Source organism: Streptomyces sp. JB150, assembly GCF_011193355.1.
Lineage (GTDB): Bacteria > Actinomycetota > Actinomycetes > Streptomycetales > Streptomycetaceae > Streptomyces.
Genome location: NZ_CP049780.1, coordinates 5,701,893 through 5,719,069 on the forward strand (window position 1 = coordinate 5,701,893; position 17,177 = coordinate 5,719,069).

A 17,177-nucleotide genomic window follows, 5' to 3' on the forward strand; every position below is an offset into this window, starting at 1 on the left:
GCCCGTTTCTTTTCGGTAAGGCGTCAATTTCGGCGGGGTGAGCGATCACCCTTTCGTGTGCTTTTCACCAAAGACCTCAAGGGAGTTGAGGGCGGCGCCGACAAAGGATCCGTGAGTACCCTTGCGCACACCATGATGACCCCCGCCCGCTCCGCAGACTCCGGCCTCGCCGGCCCGGGCGACCTCGACCGCTACCCCTACGCAGAGTCCGCCGCCGCGGACCGCGTCGGGGCCCCCGCCTGGGAGGGCGCGGACCCCGAGCTGGGCCGGGTGGGCCGGCGCGCCGCGGGCAGCCGCGGACGCGGCCTGCACGGCCAACTCGTCCAGCAGCTCGGCCAGATGATCGTCTCCGGCGACCTGGGTGCCGACCGCCCGCTGGTCCCGGAGGAGATCGGCCAGCGGTTCGAGGTGTCCCGCACCGTCGTCCGTGAGTCACTGCGTGTCCTGGAGGCCAAAGGCCTGGTCAGTGCCCGTCCCAACGTCGGCACGCGGGTGCGGCCCGTCAGCGACTGGAACCTCCTGGACCCGGACATCATCGAGTGGCGGGCCTTCGGGCCGCAGCGGGACGACCAGCGCCGGGAGCTCAGCGAGCTGCGCTGGACGATCGAGCCGCTCGCCGCGCGGCTGGCGGCCGGGCACGGGCGCGAGGACGTCCAGCAGCGGCTGTCCGACATGGTCGAGATCATGGGCCACGCCATGGGGCAGGGCGACGCGCTCACCTTCTCCCGCGCGGACACCGAGTTCCACTCGCTGCTCATCCAGGTCGCCGGCAACCGCATGCTGGAGCACCTGTCCGGCATCGTCTCGGCGGCCCTCCAGGTGTCCGGCGGCCCCGTCACGGGCTGTGACCGGCCGAACGAGGCGAGCCTGGCCCACCACGGCCGGATCGTCGACGCCCTCGCCGCGGGGGACGGCGCGGCGGCCGAGGCGGCCATGCGTCAACTGCTCAGCGTCCATCCGGAGGTGGAGCGGGTGGTTCCCGCGCCGCGCGAGCACTGAGCGACACCGCGGACGTCGCGGCCGGAGGGCTTTCCCCTTCCCTCTCTCCGGCGTCGCCCGGTCCGGCGAGCCGCGTGCCGTCGGACCCCGCAGGATCCTTGGGGATCTGCGGGGTCCGACAGCGCGACGGGCGCCGATCGGACCGCGAGTGACCTGGTCTGCCCACGTCTGACCGCTTTTGCATGCTTACGGGGTGTGACTCGGGCCACGCAGATTGGGCGTAACGCTCGTGGAAACAACGCGATGACCTAAGAGGTGACAGCCGCGGAGGGAATACGGACGCCGTTCAAGGCGCTGTGCATCTTCCCGGCCCCCGCCCGCGCCGTCGGCCCATCCCCAAGCCGGCGGTCGGCTCCTGTCCGCAGTGGACGGGGCCGGAAGTCGTTTTCCAACGTTCCGAGAGGTTGTTCGTGTCGGCCAGCACATCCCGTACGCTCCCGCCGGAGATCGCCGAGTCCGTCTCTGTCATGGCGCTCATTGAGCGGGGAAAGGCTGAGGGGCAGATCGCCGGCGATGACGTGCGTCGGGCCTTCGAAGCTGACCAGATTCCGGCCACTCAGTGGAAGAACGTACTGCGCAGCCTCAATCAGATCCTCGAGGAAGAGGGTGTGACGCTGATGGTCAGTGCCGCAGAACCCAAGCGCACCCGAAAGAGCGTCGCAGCGAAGAGCCCGGCCAAGCGCACCGCCACCAAGACGGTGGCGGCGAAGACGGTGACCACCCGGAAGGCCACCGCCTCCACCGCCGCTCCGGCCGCGCCCGCCGACCCCGCCGTCGGTCCCGCCGAGGAAGCCGCGCCCGCCAAGAAGGCAGCTGCCAAGAAGACGACCGCCAAGAAGGCGGCCGCGAAGAAGACCACCGCCAAGAAGACGGCGGCCAAGAAGACCACCGCCAAGAAGGACGACGTCGAGCTGCTCGACGAGGAAGTCCTCGAGGACACCAAGGTCGCCGACGAGCCCGAAGGCGCCGAGAGCGCCGGTTTCGTGCTCTCCGACGAGGACGAGGACGACGCCCCCGCGCAGCAGGTCGCCGCGGCCGGCGCCACCGCCGACCCCGTCAAGGACTACCTCAAGCAGATCGGCAAGGTCCCCCTGCTCAACGCCGAGCAGGAGGTCGAGCTGGCCAAGCGCATCGAGGCGGGCCTGTTCGCCGAGGACAAGCTGGCCAACGCCGACAAGCTCGCCCCGAAGCTCAAGCGCGAGCTGGAGATCATCGCCGAGGACGGCCGCCGCGCCAAGAACCACCTGCTGGAGGCCAACCTCCGCCTCGTGGTCTCCCTGGCCAAGCGCTACACCGGCCGCGGCATGCTCTTCCTGGACCTCATCCAGGAGGGCAACCTCGGTCTGATCCGCGCGGTCGAGAAGTTCGACTACACCAAGGGCTACAAGTTCTCCACGTACGCCACCTGGTGGATCCGTCAGGCGATCACCCGCGCGATGGCCGACCAGGCCCGCACCATCCGTATCCCGGTGCACATGGTCGAGGTCATCAACAAGCTCGCGCGCGTGCAGCGCCAGATGCTCCAGGACCTGGGCCGTGAGCCCACCCCGGAGGAGCTGGCCAAGGAGCTCGACATGACCCCGGAGAAGGTCATCGAGGTCCAGAAGTACGGTCGCGAGCCGATCTCCCTGCACACCCCGCTCGGCGAGGACGGCGACAGCGAGTTCGGTGACCTCATCGAGGACTCCGAGGCCGTCGTCCCGGCCGACGCGGTCAGCTTCACGCTCCTCCAGGAGCAGCTGCACTCCGTGCTCGACACCCTCTCCGAGCGCGAGGCGGGCGTCGTCTCCATGCGTTTCGGTCTCACCGACGGTCAGCCGAAGACCCTCGACGAGATCGGCAAGGTGTACGGCGTGACGCGCGAGCGCATCCGCCAGATCGAGTCCAAGACCATGTCGAAGCTGCGCCACCCGTCGCGTTCGCAGGTGCTGCGCGACTACCTCGACTAGGTCGCGGCCGTACGACAGAGAAGGCCCGGTCACCGCGTCAGCGGGGCCGGGCCTTCGTTGCGCGCGGGTGCGGGCCGCGCCGCTCTGGATCACTCTGGGTGTCCCACAAACGTCACAGAGTGAGGAGTTCGTATGCGTCGCCTCCTTGTCCGGGCGCTGGCCCGACCGTTGGCCCTGGTGGCAGCCGCTGCCGCGATACCGCTGGCACCGCTCGCCTACGCCGCGCCCGCGGCGGCGGACGGCATAGTCGTGGGCGGCTTCCCGGTCGACGTCTCCCAGGCCCCGTGGACGGTGGCGCTCTCCAGCCGTGACCAGTTCGGGCGTACGCGATCCGGGCAGTTCTGCGGCGGAGTGGCGATCGCCCCGACCGCCGTGCTCACGGCCGCCCACTGCCTCGACAGAGACGTCCTCGGGGCGCCGCCCGACCAGGTGCGCGACCTGAAGGTCATCGCCGGCCGCACGGACCTGCGCACCGACCAGGGGCAGGAGATCGCGGTGCGCGAGAGCTGGGTGAACCCGTACTACGACGACGCGACCAACGCGGGGGACTTCGCGGTGCTCACCCTCGCCGAGCCGCTGCCGCAGAACGCGATCATCGCGATGGCCGGCACCGGGGACCCGGCGTACACCGCGGGCACGGGCGCCCTGGTCTACGGCTGGGGCGATGTCTCGGGGGCCGGGGACTACGCGGACGCGCTGCGTGCCGCGCGGGTGCAGGTGCTGCCCGACGCCCTGTGTGAGCGGGCGTATCCGAGCGGCGGTGACGGCGCCTACGTCGCCTCGGCCATGGTGTGCGCCGGGGAGTGGCAGGGTGGCCCGGACGCCTGCCAGGGGGACAGCGGAGGGCCGCTGGTGGCCCAGGGCCGCCTCATCGGACTGGTGTCGTGGGGGAACGGCTGCGCACGGCCGGGCAACCCGGGCGTCTACACCCGGATCTCCGACATGCTCCGCAAGCTGGGCTGGGAGCGCCCGCGCGGTGGCGCCGCGTGACGGCCTCCCACGCGGGCCGCGTCACGGGGGCGCGCAGCGCCACCGACGAAGCCTGAGGCGCCGGTCCGGCCGGGGCGACGAGCGGTAGGACGACGGGCGGCCGATCCTGGGTGCAGGATCGGCCGCCCGTTCACCGGCCTGTGCCGGAGCTGGCTCGTCGTGTACGCGAGATGTCAGCGATCTTCGTCGGAGGCGTTGTTGGGAACGGACGTCAGCCGCTCCGTCTCGTCCTGTATCTCAGCGGCGATCTTCTTGAGTTCCGGCTCGAACTTGCGACCGTGGTGGGCGCAGAAGAGCAGTTCTCCGCCGCTGAGCAGCACAACGCGCAGGTATGCCTGGGCGCCGCAGCGGTCGCAGCGATCAGCGGCCGTCAGCGGGCTCGCGGGGGTCAGAACAGTAGTCACGTCGCCTCTTCTCTAGCTCGACGAGCTGTCGTACCAGGGTCAACATCCAACCAGCCCCAAAACGTTCCCGCTCGCGGCTTTTCCTCGAAAGATTTTTTCCGAGGCGGCTGGCTGCTGCCGGTTGGCGGCGAATGTGCCGTAGTGCGTGTCTGTGTGTCGTACGGTTTCGCGCTGTCGTATCGGTCTTGTCCTCCCGGCGGGGTTGCCGGTTGTTCATGAGGACGTGCCCGGAGCCTAAATGGTTCATGCCTCCGAGGGAACGTGATATGTACTTCACCCCATCGAGGGATCGAACACCCATGCGATCGTGGACTAGTCTGCGTTCATGACGAGGGTGGCGTTACAACGGCTCTACCAGGCCTCGGTACCCTCTGAGCGGCAACCGAAGCCGTGGCCTTACCCCGATGGGCCCCATCTGAAATTCAGCGAGGAGCGAACCGCGTGACCGCCGAGACGTCCGTGCCGTCCACAGCGCTGCTGGCAGGAGCAGACCGGGACGGTTCCAACTACACCGCTCGGCACCTGCTCGTCCTGGAGGGGCTGGAGGCCGTCCGCAAGCGCCCGGGCATGTACATCGGCTCGACCGACAGCCGCGGCCTGATGCACTGCCTCTGGGAGATCATCGACAACTCCGTCGACGAGGCCCTGGGCGGCTACTGCGACCACATCGAGGTGATCCTCCACGACGACGGCTCGGTCGAGGTGCGCGACAACGGCCGCGGCATCCCGGTCGACGTCGAGCCCAAGACCGGTCTGTCCGGTGTCGAGGTCGTGATGACCAAGCTGCACGCCGGCGGCAAGTTCGGCGGCGGCTCCTACGCGGCCTCCGGCGGTCTGCACGGCGTCGGCGCCTCCGTGGTGAACGCGCTGTCCGCGCGGCTGGACGTCGAGGTCGACCGGGCGGGCCACACCCACGCGATCAGCTTCCGGCGCGGCGTCCCCGGCGCCTTCGCCGGAAACGGGCCGGACGCCAAGTTCGAGGCCAAGAGCGGCCTGCGCAAGGCCAAGAAGATCCCCAAGACCCGCACCGGCACCCGCGTGCGCTACTGGGCCGACCGCCAGATCTTCCTCAAGGACGCCAAGCTCGCCCTGGAGAACCTGCACCAGCGCGCCCGCCAGACCGCCTTCCTGGTGCCCGGACTGACCATCGTCGTCCGCGACGAGTACGGCCTCGGCGAGGGCGGCAGCAAGGGCGAGGAGTCGTTCCGCTTCGACGGCGGCATCAGCGAGTTCTGCGAGTTCCTCGCCTCCGACAAGCCGATCTGCGACGTACTCCGCTTCACCGGCCAGGGCACCTTCAAGGAGACCGTCCCGGTCCTCGACGAGCACGGCCAGATGACGCCCACCGAGGTCACCCGCGAGCTCGGCGTCGACGTCGCCCTGCGCTGGGGCACCGGCTACGAGACGACCGTGAAGTCGTTCGTCAACATCATCGCCACCCCCAAGGGCGGTACCCACGTCGCCGGCTTCGAGCAGGCGGTCGCCAAGACGATGAACGAGGTGCTGCGCGCCAAGAAGCTGCTGCGCGTCGCCGAGGACGACATCGTCAAGGACGACGCCCTCGAAGGGCTGACCGCGGTCGTCACCGTACGGCTCGCCGAGCCGCAGTTCGAGGGGCAGACCAAGGAGGTGCTCGGCACCTCCGCGGCCCGCCGGATCGTGAACAACGTGGTCTCCAAGGAACTGAAGGCGTTCCTGACGGCCACGAAGCGTGACGCCGCGCAGCAGGCCCGCGTGGTCATGGAAAAGGTCGTCGCCGCCGCGCGGACCCGCATCGCCGCCCGCCAGCACAAGGACGCGCAGCGCCGCAAGACGGCCCTGGAGTCCTCCTCGCTGCCCGCCAAGCTCGCCGACTGCCGCAGCGACGACGTGGACCGCAGCGAGCTGTTCATCGTCGAGGGAGACTCCGCGCTCGGCACCGCCAAGCTCGCCCGGAACAGCGAGTTCCAGGCGCTGCTGCCGATCCGCGGCAAGATCCTCAACGTCCAGAAGTCGTCCGTGACCGACATGCTCAAGAACGCCGAGTGCGGCGCGATCATCCAGGTCATAGGAGCGGGCTCGGGCCGGACCTTCGACATCGACGCGGCCCGCTACGGCAAGATCATCATGATGACCGACGCCGACGTCGACGGCTCGCACATCCGGACGCTGCTGCTCACGCTGTTCCACCGCTACATGCGGCCCATGGTCGAGGCCGGCCGTGTGTTCGCCGCGGTCCCGCCGCTGCACCGCATCGAGCTGATCCAGCCCAAGAAGGGTCAGGACAAGTACGTCTACACGTACTCGGACCGGGAACTGCGGGACAAGCTCATGGAGTTCCAGAGCAAGGGCATCCGCTACAAGGACTCCATCCAGCGCTACAAGGGCCTCGGCGAGATGGACGCCGACCAGCTGGCCGAGACCACCATGGACCCGCGCCACCGCACCCTGCGCCGGATCAACCTCTCCGACCTGGACGCCGCCGAGCAGGTCTTCGACCTGCTGATGGGCAACGACGTGGCGCCCCGCAAGGAGTTCATCTCCAGCTCGGCGGCGACGCTGGACCGCTCGCGCATCGACGCGTAGGGCGCCAGGACGCGCAGGCGCAGCGCCGGGCCCGGGCGGCTGTCCGCTCGGGCCCGGCGCGGTGCTGTGCGACGCGGCTCGACGCGACGCGACGCGTCCCTGCTCGGAGCGTGCATTGCCCGCGCGGTCACCTGATGGGGTGAAGGCCGTCCCGAAGAGGAACCGGGGATCCTTCCGCTCTGTCCATGCTGGGGCATGCACTCAAGTGACGGTCGTCGCCGTGACGTCAGAAGCGTGCGGTGCGACGATCCCTGGTATGCCGCCCTCGCCTCCGGCTGGGGCGAAGCGGACCACGTCCCCGCGCGCGTGCCCGCCGCGGGCACCGACTGGTCCGGGCCGGCCGAGCCGACGGAAGCCCGCAACGGCGCGCTGAGCGCCGCGGACGTCTACCTCGAGGTGCAGCGCAGCCCCGCCTTCCAGGAGGTGCGCAGCCGCTACCGCCGCTTCGTCGTCCCCGCGTGCGCCGTTTTCCTCGCCTGGTACGTCGGCTACGTCGTCGCCGCCACCACCACACCCGAGTTCATGGCCCGGCCCGTGGCCGGCGCGGTCAACGTGGCCATGCTGGCCGGGCTCGGACAGTTCCTCTCCACCTTCCTGCTCACCTGGGCGTACGCCCGGCACGCCCGGCTGCGCAGGGACCGCGCGGCGCTCGAACTGCGCTGGGACACCCAGGAGCTGACGCGCGGCGTCCTTGGGGGCGGTGCCCGGTGACCGGTGAGCATCAGACGCTGGCCCTGGTGCTGTTCAGCGGGTTCGTCGCCGTGACGCTCGCGATCACCACCTGGGTGAGCCGCAACCGGCACGGCTCGGCCGAGGAGTTCTACGCCGGCGGGCGCCTGTTCTCCCCGATGGAGAACGGTTTTGCCATCGCCGGTGACTACATGTCCGCCGCGTCCTTCCTCGGGATCTCCGGCCTCATCGCGCTCTACGGCTACGACGGACTGCTGTACTCCGTCGGGTTCCTGGTGGCCTGGCTGGTGGTGCTGTTCCTCGTCGCCGAACTGGTCCGCAACTGCGGCCGGTTCACCCTCGCCGACGTCGTCACCGCGCGGATGCGGGAACGGCCGGTGCGGATCGCGGCGGGAACTTCCTCGGTCACCGTGTCCGTTCTGTACCTGGTGGCGCAGATGGTCGGGGCGGGCAGCCTGGTCGCGCTGCTGCTGGGCGGGACGAGCGAGGCCGCGCGCACCTGGACGGTCATCGGGGTCGGCGCGCTCATGGTCCTCTATGTGACGTGGGGAGGGATGCGCGCCACCACCTGGATCCAGATCGTGAAGGCGGTCCTGCTCATGGGCGGGGCGCTCGCCCTGACCGTGCTCGTGCTGACGCGGTTCCACGGTGACTTCGACCGGCTGCTGCGCACCGCGGCCGACCGCAGCGGCCACGGCGCGGCCTTCCTGGCGCCCGGCCTGAAGTACGGCGGGGACTGGACCGCCCGCTTCGACTTCATCAGCCTCGGACTCGCGCTGGTGCTGGGCACGGCCGGGCTGCCGCACATCCTCTCCCGCTTCTACACCGTGCCCACGGCCCGCGCGGCCCGCCGCTCGGTGGTCTGGTCGATCGGGCTCATCGGCGGCTTCTACCTGATGACGATCGTGCTCGGCTTCGGTGCCGCCGCCCTCGTGGGCCCGGACGCCGTGCGCGGCTCGAACGCGGCCGGGAACACGGCGGTCCCGCTGCTGGCACTCGACCTGGGCGGCGGCGCCGACTCCACCGGCGGAACGGTTCTCTTCGCGATCGTCGCCGCCGTGGCCTTCGCCACGATCCTCGCCGTGGTCGCCGGGATCACGCTCGCCTCCTCGGCATCCGTCGCCCACGACCTGTACGCCTCGCTGCGCCGCGAGCGGTCCGCGCCGCGCGGCGAGGTGGCCGTCGCGCGGGTCGCGGCGGCCGGCGTCGGCGCCGTCGCGATCGTCCTCGGACTGCTCGCCCGCGACCTCAACGTCGCCTTCCTGGTGGGCCTCGCCTTCGCCGTCGCCGCCTCCGCGAACCTCCCGGTGCTGCTCTACTCGCTGTTCTGGCGCGACTTCACCACCCGCGGCGCCGTGTGGGCCGTCTACGGCGGGCTGATCCCGGCCGTGGTGCTGGTGCTGCTGTCGCCCGTCGTGTCGGGCGGCCCCGACGCGCTCTTCCCGCACCTCGACTTCCAGGTGTTCCCGTTGCAGAACCCCGGCCTCGTCTCCATCCCGCTGGGCTTCCTCGCGGGCTGGCTCGGCACCGTCACCTCGGCCGAGGAGCCGGACCGGGCCCGGCACGCGGAGACGGAGGTGCGGTCGCTGACGGGGGCGGGAGCGGCGTAGGGCCACCTCGTCGGACGCTCGCCGACGCCACGCCGGCGGGCGTCTAGAGGCCTGCGCCATAGGTTCGGCGGGCGTCGAGAAGACGGCGGACCGTTTCCGTACCCCAGGCAGGGCACGGTTCTTCCCCCGCCCCGGGATTCGTGCCTCAGGCGCGGGTCGCCCACACGTAACGGTGCTCCGGGCGGCCCGCGTCGCCGTACTTCAGGGTCAGCGTGGCCCGTCCTGTGCGCTCCAGCAGCTTCAGATAGCGCTGGGCGGTCTGCCGGCTCACGCCCGTCCGCTCGGCGATCTCCTGGGCCGACAGCGGCCCGTCCGCGCTCATCAGGCACTGCCGTACCAGCTCGGCCGTGGTGGGGGAGTGCCCCTTCGGCAGATCCGGCTCCGAGGGCGCGGACAGCGCGCCGAAGATCCGGTCCACCTCGGCCTGTTCGGCCTCGCCGCCGCCGTCGAGGGTGCGGCGCAGCTGCGCGTACGCCTCCAGCTTGGCGCGCAGGCCCGCGAACGCGAACGGCTTGACCAGGTACTGCAGCGCGCCGTGCCGCATCGCCGCCTGCACCGTCGACACGTCCCGCGCGGCCGTCACCATGATCACGTCGGTCTGGTGGCCGCGGCGGCGCATCTCCTGGACCACCGCGAGGCCCGTGCCGTCCGGCAGGTAGTGGTCCAGCAGCACGAGGTCCACGTGCGGCAGCGTCTCCAGCAGCCGCAGCGCCTCCGCCGCCTGGTGCGCCTGCCCGGCGACGTGGAAGCCCGGCACCTTCTCGACGTAGGCGGCGTTCACCCGGGCGACCCTGGTGTCGTCGTCCACGACCAGGACCTCGATCATCGCGTCTCCTCCTCGGTGGACCGCGCGGCGGACGGCATGGTGGTGGCGCTCGGCGCGGTGGTGGTACCGGATGCGCTCTGCGCGTCCGGCAGGCAAAGGGTGCCCCCGGTCTCGGCCTCGGGCTCAGCCCTCCGCTCAGCCCCCGGCCCCGCCAGCGCCTCCGGCAGGACGACGGTGAACTCCGCGCCCCCGCCCGGCGCCTCGCCCACGGTCACGGTGCCGCCCTGCCGCTCGGCCAGCCGGCGCACCAGGGACAGCCCGATGCCGCGCTTGCGGTGGGCGGGCGGTTCCTTCGTCGACCAGCCCTCGGTGAAGACCAGTTCCCGCCGCTCCTCGGGGATGCCGGGCCCCGTGTCCCGTACCGCGAGCACGGCGGTGCGGCCCTCGGCCTGCAATTCGACCTCCACGCGCGCGTGCGGGGTGCCCGCCACGGCGTCGAGCGCGTTGTCGACCAGGTTCCCGACGATCGTGACCAGCCCGCGGGCGTCGACCAGCCGGTCCGGCAGCCGGGTGCGGCCGGAGAGCCGCAGCGCCACCCCGCGCTCGGCGGCGACGGTCGCCTTGCCGACCAGCAGGGCGGCGAGCAGCGGATCCTCGATCTTCTCGGTGATCTGCTCCGCCGTGGCCCGGTGGTCACCGACCACCTCGCCGACGAACTCGACGGCGTCGTCGTACATCTCCAGTTCGAGCAGTCCGAGCAGGGTGTGCATCCGGTTGGCGTGTTCGTGGTCCTGAGCGCGCAGGGCGTCGATCAGACCGCGCGTGGAGTCCAGTTCACGCCCCAGCTGCTCCAGCTCGGTGCGGTCGCGCAGGGTGGCGACCGCGCCCCCGTCGTCGGTGGGCATCCGGTTGGCGACCAGCACCCGCTGCCCACGCACGGTGAGCAGGTCCGTGCCGGTCACCCGGCCGGCCAGCACATCGGCCGTACGGCCCGCGCCCAGTGCCTCGTCGGGGGAGCGGCCCACGGCCTCGTCGCCGATGCCGAGCAGGCGCTGCGCCTCGTCGTTGAGCAGGCGGAGCCGCCCCGCGCGGTCCAGGGCGACGACGCCCTCGCGGATGCCGTGCAGCATGGCCTCCCGCTCCGCCAGCAGGGCCGCGATGTCGGAGAAGGCCAGGTCCCGCGTCTGGCGCTGCACCCGGCGGGAGATCAGCCAGGCGGCCAGCGCGCCCACGGCGAGGGCGCCGCCCGCATACGCGAGGAGCTCCGGGATCGCGTGGACGAGCCGCGCGCGGACACTGTCGTAGGCGATACCGACCGACACCGCCCCCACGATGTCCCCGTCGCCGTCGCGCAGTGGCACCTTGCCGCGCGCGGAACGGCCCAGGGTGCCCTCGTCGATCTCCATGACCTCCCGGCCGGCCAGCGCCTGGCTGGGGTCGGTGGAGACATGCCGGCCGATCTCCGCGGGCTCGGTGTGGGACCAGCGCACCCCGCGCGTGTCCATGATCACGACGTACTCGGCACGCGTGGCCCGCCGGATCCGCTCCGCCTCCCGCTGCACGGGCCCGTCCGGGCTCGGCGGGGTGCCGACGACGTCCTCGGCGAGCCGCGGCTGGGCCGCCGTGGTCTGCGCGATCGCCAGCGCGCGGCGCATCGCCTGGTCGTCCAGCTGATCGCTGAGCGGCGCGAGGAACAGTCCGGTGGCGAGCACCGCGACTCCCGCGGCGATCGCCACCTGCATCAGCAGCACCTGCGAGAACATCCGGCGCGGCAGACCGAGACGCAGGCGGCGGGCGGGGGAGGTGGGGCGCATACCCACGACGGTACGTGGGCGGCTGGGCCTGGCCGTAGGGGAGTGGCGGGGATCTCCCGGAGACCGTGGCCTGGCCGTGGGCCTCGTGAAGGGCGGGGGCGTCAGCCGGCCAGGGCCGCCGGGGTCAGTTCGCGCACCGCCAGGACGTCCATCCGCGCGGGGGCGCCCAGGACCGAGGTGCCGCAGCTCTCGGGGCGTGGCGGCTCGGACGCCCCCTGGGCGACGAGGACGCGCCAGCAGCGGCCGTCCACGTGAGCGACGGTCACCTCCCAGCGCGCGGCCGCGCCGTGCGTCCGTACGGCGTTCTCGGTGCGTACGACGCTCAGGGCGTCCGCCGCGTACTCGCCCGCCTCCCTGCGCACGGCCAGCTCGGCCGCCTGGCCGGGCCGCTCCCACGCGGAGCTGCCCCGGCAGCCGGTGACGACGATCCGGCCCTCCTGGACGGCGTGCAGGACCTCCTTGACGCCGTGGGCCTCGGCCCGGCCGTACGCGTAGCCGTACGGCAGGACGAGCAGCGTCGGTGAGAAGCGGTGTCCGCCCAGGTGGGTGACCTCCCAGACGCCCTCCACGCCGGACGAGGCCAGCTCGGCGGCGAGGGGGCGGCCCAGCAGGGCGCAGCAGCGGTCGCGCTTGCCGTTGGTGCAGACGAGGGCGAGGGGGGCGCCGGTGTGGGGCCGCCCCTGGAGCACGGTGCCGAAGGAGCGGTGGTCGCCCCGGCCGAGGGCGGCGAAGTCCAGGTCCAGGAGCCGGCGGGGGTCGGTGACCGTGGCGGTGTGCAGCCAGGCGTTGCCGGGGACGGTGTGAGCCACGTACACCCGGCGCACCGCGGGCATACGGGAGTCCGCGTGGCGGCCGGGGCGGCGGATGAGCGCGATGCGCACGCCGGTGTGTTTCGCGGCGGCTTCCAGGGCGCGGCCCAGCGCGGGGTCCAGGTGGCTCGAGGTGAGCGCCCTGGCGCCCCACGGGCCCGGCTGCTCCACCAGCAGCCAGGTCCTGGCAGTGGCCGCGGTACCGGAAATCGGCTCGTCGAGGCTCCGGGAGACGGTCGCGCACGTACTCACAGAGGTGAGCCTAACCTGACTTGGTCATCACATGCCTCCCGTCACAGTGTTGTCCTGGTGCATCAGGATGTGCGACGCCTGGTCCGAGCTGCTTGGACAGTACATGTGGAGATCATGTGATTTTCGGTCAGTCAGTCGTTCATGGGCGGTTTCGTCCCGGTCGGCAGGGTTCACCGCGCGGGTGATCAGCGGGGCGGGCGGGCTCGTATTCTGAGGGCCGCAGTCCGTTCTCGTCTGCGCGCCGGCCGGGAGCCGCGGCGCGCGTCGGTGTCAGGAAGGTCGCACGTTGGGGCAGAGCCCGAAGCCGCAGCCGCAGATCCCGGTCGTCGTCCTCGCCGGATTCCTGGGTTCCGGCAAGACGACACTCCTCAACCACCTGCTGCACCGCAGCGGAGGCAGCCGGATCGGCGCCGTGGTGAACGACTTCGGCGCCATCGAGATCGACGCGATGGCCGTGGCCGGCGCGCTCGGCGACTCCACGGTCTCACTCGGCAACGGCTGCCTGTGCTGCGCGGTCGACGCGAGCGAACTCGACGTCTACCTCGACCGGCTCGCCCGCCCGGGGACCGGCATCGACGTCATCGTGATCGAGGCCAGCGGGCTCGCCGAGCCGCAGGAACTGGTCCGCATGGTGCTGGCGAGCGAGAACCGGCGAGTGGTCTACGGCGGTCTCGTCGAGGTCGTCGACGCCGCGGAGTTCGACGCGACCCGCGCCAGGCATCCCGAGATCGACCGGCACCTCGCCATCGCCGACCTGGTGGTGGTCAACAAGCTCGACCGCGCGCCCGACGCCGAACGCGTCCTCGGGCTGGTCCGCGGCCTCACCGACGGGGCGGCCGTCGTGCCCGCGACCTACGGACGGATCGACCCCGAGTTCCTCTTCGACTGCCGGCCGAGCGAGGAGCGCGTCGGGCAGCTGTCCTTCGACGACCTGCACGAGGAAGAGCACTCCGGTCCCGACGACGAGGCCCACGGCCACGCCGTGCACCTCCACAGCGGCTACGACAGCCTGTCCTTCGTCTCCGACCGCCCCCTCGATCCGCGCCGGCTGATGCGGTTCCTCGACAGCCGGCCGGAAGGGCTGTACCGGATCAAGGGCTACGTCGACTTCGGCGCCCACGACCCCGCCAACCGCTACTCCGTCCACGCCGTCGGACGCTTCCTGCGGTTCTACCCGGAGCCGTGGGAGCCCGGCGCCGAGCGGCTGACCCAGCTCGTCCTGATCGGCTCCGGCATCGACACCCCCCTCCTCGGCAAGGAGCTGGAGGCGTGCCGTAGCGACGCCCCGCACACCGCCGACGAGCACGGCATGTGGGGCGTCCTGCGCTACGTCCAGGACCCGGAGGAGCCGGGGCCCGACCCGGCGACCGGGCCGGGCTCCGACCCGGATATCGACCCGGACTTCGCTCCGGACATCGACCCGGGGTTCGACCCGGAGACTCACCCCGGCTTCGACCCGGACCACGACCAGGCGCCCTAGGCAGGCGCAAGCCTGACCCGCTGGACCCCGGCCGGGGGTCCAGCGGACGGAGGACGTGACCGGACCGGCGGTCGCCACCGGACCGCGGTAGCCACCGGACCGGCGGACGTGCAGTCCGGCGGTCCGGCAGTCCGGCAGTCCGGCGGCGACCGGCGACTCACCGCTACACAACCCCGCCGCTACACCGGCCCCGCCACCGCCGAGATCGTCTTGGTCAGCGACACGCCCGAGCCGTCGCGGCGCGGGTCGAGCTCCGGGAGTTCGGCCGGGGTGCCGTTCTTCTGCGCGGCACGGGCGGGCGCCGGGCCGGCCCAGGCGAAGGACAGGCAGTCCTCGCCCTTCAGGAACCGCTGGCAGCGCACACCGCCGGTGGCGCGCCCCTTGCGCGGGAACTGGTCGAACGGGGTCAGCTTGGCGGTCGTCTGCACCGAGTCGTCCAGCGTGCCGCGCGAGCCGGCCACCGTGAAGACGAGCGCGTCCGACGCGGGGTCGACCGCCGTGAACGAGATGACCTTGGCGCCCTCGGCGAGCTTGATGCCGGTCATGCCGCCCGCCGGCCGGCCCTGCGGGCGGACCTGGGACGCCTGGTAGCGCAGCAGCTGGGCGTCGTCCGTGATGAAGACCAGGTCCTCCTCACCGGTGCGCAGCTCCACCGCGCCGACGATCCGGTCACCCTCCTTGAGGGTGATCACCTCCAGCTCGTCCTTGTTGGCCGGGTAGTCGGGCACGACCCGCTTGACGACGCCCTGTTCCGTGCCCAGCGCCAGGCCGGGGGAGGACTCGTCGAGGGTGGTCAGGCAGACCACCGTCTCGTCGTCCTCCAGCGACACGAACTCCGCCAGCGGCGCGCCGCCCGACAGCGTCGGCGCCGTCGCGGTGTCCGGCAGCTGGGGCAGGTCGACGACGTTGATCCGCAGCAGCCGGCCGTACGACGTCACCGCGCCGACCTCGCCGCGCGTCGTGGCCGGCACCGCGGAGACGATCACGTCGTGCTTGGCGCGCCGGGCGTCGGCGTCCTGCGCGAACGGCTCCGCGTTCGCCGTACGGGCCAGCAGGCCGGTCGAGGACAGCAGCACCCGGCACGGGTCGTCCGCGACCTGGAGCGGCACGGTGGCGGCCGTGGTCGCCGCGGACTCCAGCAGGACCGTCCGGCGCGGGGTGCCGAACTTCTTGGCGACCGCGGCGAGTTCCGAGGAGACCAGCTTGCGCAGCTCCGCGTCCGACTCCAGGATCCGGGTCAGCTCCTCGATCTCGGCGTTGAGCCGCTCCTTCTCCGCCTCCAGCTCGATCCGGTCGTACTTGGTGAGCCGGCGCAGCGGCGTGTCCAGGATGTACTGGGTCTGCGTCTCGCTCAGCGAGAAGCGCTCCATCAGGCGCTCCTTGGCCTGCGCCGAGTTCTCGCTGGAGCGGATCAGCCGGATGACCTCGTCGATGTCGACCAGCGCCGTCAGCAGGCCCTCGACCAGGTGCAGACGGTCGCGCCGCTTGCCGCGGCGGAACTCCGAGCGGCGGCGCACGACCTCGAAGCGGTGGTCGAGGTAGACCTCCAGCAGCTCCTTCAGGCCCAGCGTCAGCGGCTGGCCGTCCACCAGCGCGACGTTGTTGATGCCGAAGGACTCCTCCATCGGCGTCAGCTTGTACAGCTGCTCCAGGACCGCCTCCGGCACGAAGCCGTTCTTGATCTCGATGACCAGGCGCAGCCCGTGCTCGCGGTCGGTGAGGTCCTTGACGTCGGCGATGCCCTGGAGCTTCTTCGCGCCGACCAGGTCCTTGATCTTGGCGATGACCTTCTCGGGGCCGACCGTGAAGGGCAGCTCGGTGACGACCAGGCCCTTGCGGCGGGCGGTGACGTTCTCGACGGAGACCGTCGCGCGCATCTTGAAGGTGCCGCGGCCCGTCTCGTAGGCGTCGCGGATCCCGGACAGGCCGACGATCCGGCCGCCGGTGGGCAGGTCGGGGCCAGGGACGTGCTTCATCAGGGCGTCGAGGTCGGCGTTCGGGTGCCGGATCAGGTGGCGGGCCGCCGCGATGACCTCGCTCAGATTGTGCGGCGGCATGTTCGTGGCCATGCCGACCGCGATGCCGGAGGCGCCGTTCACCAGCAGGTTCGGGAACGCGGCGGGCAGCGCGACCGGCTCGCGCTCCTGGCCGTCGTAGTTCGGCGCGAAGTCGACCGTGTCCTCGTCGATGGACTCGGTCATCAGACCCGTCGCCGCGGCCATCCGGCACTCCGTGTACCGCATGGCGGCCGGCGGGTCGTCGTTGCCCAGCGAGCCGAAGTTGCCGTGGCCGTCCACCAGCGGCACGCGCATCGAGAAGGGCTGCGCCATGCGGACCAGGGCGTCGTAGATCGACGCGTCGCCGTGCGGGTGCAGCTTGCCCATGACCTCGCCGACCACGCGGGCGCACTTCACATAGCCGCGCTCCGGGCGCAGGCCCATCTCGTTCATCTGGTAGACGATGCGGCGGTGCACCGGCTTCAGGCCGTCGCGCGCGTCCGGCAGGGCTCGGGAGTAGATGACCGAGTACGCGTACTCGAGGAAGGAGCCCTGCATCTCGTCGACGACGTCGATGTCGAGGATCCGCTCCTCGTACGCGTCGTCGGGCGGCGGGGTCTTCGTGCTGCGGCGGGCCATCGCTGCCTGGCTCCTTGCTGAAGCGTGGTGAACAGGATCTGACGCGGACCATTGTGGACCGCGGCACTGACAACGCGGAGCGGGACCCGGCGTCGGCCGTCCGGCCCTCCGCTGCGGGCAGGCTACGCCCGTCGGCCGCCCGGCCCCCCACTCCGCGGGAGGCCACGCCCGTCGGACCGGCCCCCGCTGGGCGCAGGTTACGCCCCGCGGCCC

At 71.6% G+C, this 17,177-nt stretch carries 12 protein-coding genes; 7 read left to right on the plus strand and 5 right to left on the minus strand.

The features are described from left to right. Nucleotides 1-111: 111 nt before the first annotated feature. The 3 genes from G7Z13_RS26290 (at nt 112) to G7Z13_RS26300 (ending at nt 3,938) form a co-directional block, all read left to right on the plus strand. Nucleotides 112-999 (plus strand): FCD domain-containing protein, encoded by an 888-nt coding sequence (locus G7Z13_RS26290; protein WP_166002694.1) that lies wholly within the window; start codon nt 112-114, stop codon nt 997-999. Between the two features lie 410 nt (nt 1,000-1,409). Then, nucleotides 1,410-2,948, plus strand: coding sequence for an RNA polymerase sigma factor (locus tag G7Z13_RS26295; RefSeq protein WP_166002695.1), 1,539 nt, complete (start codon nt 1,410-1,412; stop codon nt 2,946-2,948). A gap of 132 nt (nt 2,949-3,080) precedes the next feature. Next, nucleotides 3,081-3,938, plus strand: a complete 858-nt coding sequence (locus G7Z13_RS26300; RefSeq protein WP_166002696.1) for a serine protease — start codon at nt 3,081-3,083, stop codon at nt 3,936-3,938. A 173-nt stretch (nt 3,939-4,111) separates the two neighbouring features. Here G7Z13_RS26300 and G7Z13_RS26305 read toward each other — a convergent pair whose 3' ends face one another. Next, nucleotides 4,112-4,342 carry a hypothetical protein gene (locus G7Z13_RS26305; protein WP_166002697.1) on the minus strand — a complete coding sequence of 77 codons (231 nt, stop codon included), beginning with the start codon at nt 4,340-4,342 and terminating at the stop codon, nt 4,112-4,114. A 441-nt stretch (nt 4,343-4,783) separates the two neighbouring features. On the opposite strand from G7Z13_RS26305, the gene G7Z13_RS26310 reads away from it, so the two are divergent. From G7Z13_RS26310 to G7Z13_RS26320, 3 genes are all read left to right on the plus strand, one after another. After that, nucleotides 4,784-6,907 (plus strand): DNA topoisomerase IV subunit B, encoded by a 2,124-nt coding sequence (locus G7Z13_RS26310; protein ID WP_166002698.1) that lies wholly within the window; start codon nt 4,784-4,786, stop codon nt 6,905-6,907. Between the two features lie 195 nt (nt 6,908-7,102). Then, nucleotides 7,103-7,618: a DUF485 domain-containing protein gene (locus tag G7Z13_RS26315; protein ID WP_166002699.1), complete on the plus strand. Its 516-nt coding sequence runs from the start codon at nt 7,103-7,105 to the stop codon at nt 7,616-7,618. Further along, nucleotides 7,615-9,207, plus strand: a complete 1,593-nt coding sequence (locus G7Z13_RS26320) for a cation acetate symporter (RefSeq protein ID WP_166002700.1) — start codon at nt 7,615-7,617, stop codon at nt 9,205-9,207. Before G7Z13_RS26315 ends, G7Z13_RS26320 begins: the two co-directional genes overlap by 4 nt. Before the next feature lie 145 nt (nt 9,208-9,352). Here the strand turns inward: G7Z13_RS26320 and G7Z13_RS26325 are convergent, their stop codons facing one another. The 3 genes from G7Z13_RS26325 to G7Z13_RS26335 all read right to left on the minus strand — a co-directional run bounded on the left by G7Z13_RS26325 (nt 9,353) and on the right by G7Z13_RS26335 (nt 12,848). Next, nucleotides 9,353-10,033 carry a response regulator gene (locus G7Z13_RS26325; RefSeq protein WP_166002701.1) on the minus strand — a complete coding sequence of 227 codons (681 nt, stop codon included), beginning with the start codon at nt 10,031-10,033 and terminating at the stop codon, nt 9,353-9,355. Further along, nucleotides 10,030-11,787: a sensor histidine kinase gene (locus G7Z13_RS26330; RefSeq protein ID WP_166002702.1), complete on the minus strand. Its 1,758-nt coding sequence runs from the start codon at nt 11,785-11,787 to the stop codon at nt 10,030-10,032. Before G7Z13_RS26330 ends, G7Z13_RS26325 begins: the two co-directional genes overlap by 4 nt. Before the next feature lie 101 nt (nt 11,788-11,888). Continuing rightward, nucleotides 11,889-12,848: a sucrase ferredoxin gene (locus G7Z13_RS26335; protein WP_166002703.1), complete on the minus strand. Its 960-nt coding sequence runs from the start codon at nt 12,846-12,848 to the stop codon at nt 11,889-11,891. 286 nt (nt 12,849-13,134) lie between these two features. Here G7Z13_RS26335 and G7Z13_RS26340 point away from each other — a divergent pair, with 286 nt between their 5' ends. Beyond that, nucleotides 13,135-14,328 (plus strand): GTP-binding protein, encoded by a 1,194-nt coding sequence (locus tag G7Z13_RS26340; protein ID WP_166002704.1) that lies wholly within the window; start codon nt 13,135-13,137, stop codon nt 14,326-14,328. 179 nt (nt 14,329-14,507) lie between these two features. Here G7Z13_RS26340 and G7Z13_RS26345 read toward each other — a convergent pair whose 3' ends face one another. Then, nucleotides 14,508-16,964, minus strand: a complete 2,457-nt coding sequence (locus G7Z13_RS26345) for a DNA topoisomerase IV subunit A (RefSeq protein WP_166002705.1) — start codon at nt 16,962-16,964, stop codon at nt 14,508-14,510. Nucleotides 16,965-17,177 lie beyond the last annotated feature (213 nt).